This window comes from Microcoleus sp. MON1_C5 (assembly GCF_036701875.1).
Lineage (GTDB): Bacteria > Cyanobacteriota > Cyanobacteriia > Cyanobacteriales > Microcoleaceae > Microcoleus.
Genome location: NZ_JAUBRN010000110.1, coordinates 6,939 through 8,652, shown reverse-complemented (window position 1 = coordinate 8,652; position 1,714 = coordinate 6,939). Strand labels below are relative to the sequence as shown.

Sequence of the window (1,714 nt, the reverse complement as noted above, 5' to 3'; positions counted from 1 at the left end):
GTCTACCATAGGACTGGCAATGCTTTTGGGGTGTGTCACTGCTTATACTACCACGAGAGTGACAAAAGAGGGTTAAAGTGATGCAGCATTAACAATCTCAGAAACCGGGTTTTTTCCGACATCTTCGCGCACAATCTCAGAAACCGGGTTTTTTCCAATATCTTCGCCTCCGATTAAATATCTTCGCAAAAACCCGGTTTCTCGTCACCACGCACCATCTCAGAAATCGGTTTTTTTCCGATATCTTCGCCTCCGATTAAATATCTTCGCAAAAACCCGGTTTCTCGCCACCCAAAAACCCACCCCCAATCATGATAAAATAAATCCCGGTGTTATTGACAACTCCCCACAATGCAAGAAAACCGCGCCCAAGCCTATCTGCAATTAATTCACACCCTGCTGAATTGCCCCAACGGAGACGAACCGCAGATATTACAGGATAACTCAGAATTATTAGATCGCGGATTTCTGGAAACTTGCGAGTTAGTAGCATCCACCTTGGCAGAAGAAGGACGCGAAAATGGCTCTAATTTCCTCCGAAATCTGGTCAGTCATCTAGAGCAATTCATCGATATGAACGATGACGGAGATAGCAATAATTCTGAAGGTGAAAATTCGCAAGAGTATGCAAACTTTATCCTAGAATTATTGCAAGCAGAAGAAGCTAGCGATAGGGATATTAAAGTAATTTACCCCATGCTGGATCAACGGGAACATCTCCTCAATAGCCGTTTTGCCGAAACTTTACAGCAAGTAGCCGAAAAGTTACTTGATGGCGAAAATGCAGAAACAATTAGCTCCATTGTCGGCGTCATTGAAAATTTAAGTATTCATCTGTGGAACTTTCCCCGCGGGAATATAGCGAATAATATTGAAATTGCCATTACGGGTTTTCAAATAGTTTTAAATAATCTGGAACCGGGGAGCGAACACTATGCTCAAACTCAAAATAACCTAGCTGCTGCCTACGGTAACAGAATCAACGGTTCGCGGGCGGATAATCTGGAACGGGCGATCGGCTTTTATGAGGCTGCTTTAACAGTTCGTACCTTTGAGGATTTCCCTGAAGATTGGGCAATGACTCAAAATAACCTAGCTGTTGCCTACAGTAACAGAATCAACGGTTCACGGGCGGATAATCTGGAACGGGCGATCGGCTTTTATGAGGCTGCTTTAAAAGTTCGTACCCTTGAGGATTTCCCTGAAGATTGGGCAATGACTCAAAATAACCTAGCTAATGCCTACTTATACAGAATCAACGGTTCGCGGGCGGATAATCTGGAACGGGCGATCGGCTTTTATGAGGCAGCTTTAACAGTTTATACCCTTGAAGATTTCCCTGAAAAATGGGCAATGACTCAAAATAACCTAGCCCTTGCCTACAGTAACAGAATCAACGGTTCGGGGGCGGATAATCTGGAACGGGCGATCGGCTTTTATGAGGCTGCTTTAACAGTTCGTACCCTTGAGGATTTCCCTGAACAATGGGCAGAGACTCAAAATAACCTAGCTAATGCCTACTTATACAGAATCAACGGTTCGCGGGCGGATAATCTGGAACACGCGATCGGCTTTTATGAGGCTGCTTTAACAGTTTATACCCTTGAGGATTTCCCTGAAGATTGGGCAATGACTCAAAATAACCTAGCCCTTGCCTACAGTAACAGAATCAACGGTTCACGGGCGGATAATCTGGAACGGGCGATCGGCTTTT

Annotated in this window: 1 protein-coding gene; it reads left to right on the top strand. The window is 44.5% G+C overall.

Annotated elements, in window-relative coordinates:
* Positions 1 to 351: 351 nt before the first annotated feature.
* On the top strand, positions 352 to 1,714 hold a 1,363-nt coding region (locus tag QUA71_RS28270; protein ID WP_333290210.1), incomplete at its 3' end, for a tetratricopeptide repeat protein.